Annotated in this window: 1 protein-coding gene; it reads left to right on the top strand. The window is 55.9% G+C overall.

Annotation, left to right across the window (positions count from 1 at the left end; genetic code table 11):
• Window positions 1-10 precede the first annotated feature (10 nt).
• Window positions 11-681, top strand: a 671-nt coding sequence (gene virG / locus NKH02_RS34435) for a two-component system response regulator VirG (RefSeq protein ID WP_352556354.1), incomplete at its 3' end; no start/stop codon positions are given.

The raw sequence follows: 681 nt of genomic DNA, 5'->3' as shown, positions 1-681 counted from the left end.
AGGTGTGCCGTTGAAACATGTTCTTGTCATTGACGATGATGCCGCAATGCGGCGCCTCATCGCCGAGTATCTCACGATGCATGCCCTGAAGGTAACCGCAGTCCACGATAGCAAGCAGTTTGACTATGTTCTTTCACGTGAGCCAGTCGATCTCGTGGTTGTTGACCTTAACCTAGGCCGGGAGGATGGACTTGCGATCGTCCGCAATCTGGCGACAAAATCGGATGTTCCTATCATAGTGATCAGCGGCGACCGGCTTGATGAGGCGGAAAAAGTGGTTGCACTGGAGCTCGGCGCAACCGATTTCATTCCCAAGCCTTTCGGGATGCGCGAATTCTTGGCCCGCATTCGAGTAGCGCTACGCCAGCGCATTTCTAGTCCGCGAACCAGAGAGCAGCGCTCATTTCGCTTTGGGGCCTGGAAGCTCAGCGTGAAGCAGCGGCGACTGATCTGTGCGGAGCGTGGCGAGGTCAAGCTTACCGCATGTGAGTTCAATCTCTTGATCGCATTTCTGGAGAACCCCCGCAACGTGCTATCCAGAGAACGGCTTTTGCTCGCGAGCCGTGTGCGTGGAGAAGAGGTGTACGATCGAAGTATCGATGTCCTAATCATGCGCTTGCGCCGAAAGCTGGAGGCTGATGCGGCCAACCCTCGCCTGGTCAAAACATCCCGTGGCGCAGG

It is taken from the genome of Mesorhizobium sp. M1396 (assembly GCF_040317725.1).
In the GTDB taxonomy this organism is placed as follows: domain Bacteria; phylum Pseudomonadota; class Alphaproteobacteria; order Rhizobiales; family Rhizobiaceae; genus Mesorhizobium.
Note: the sequence above shows the minus strand (reverse complement) of the source record. Positions and strands in the feature narration are given on the sequence as shown.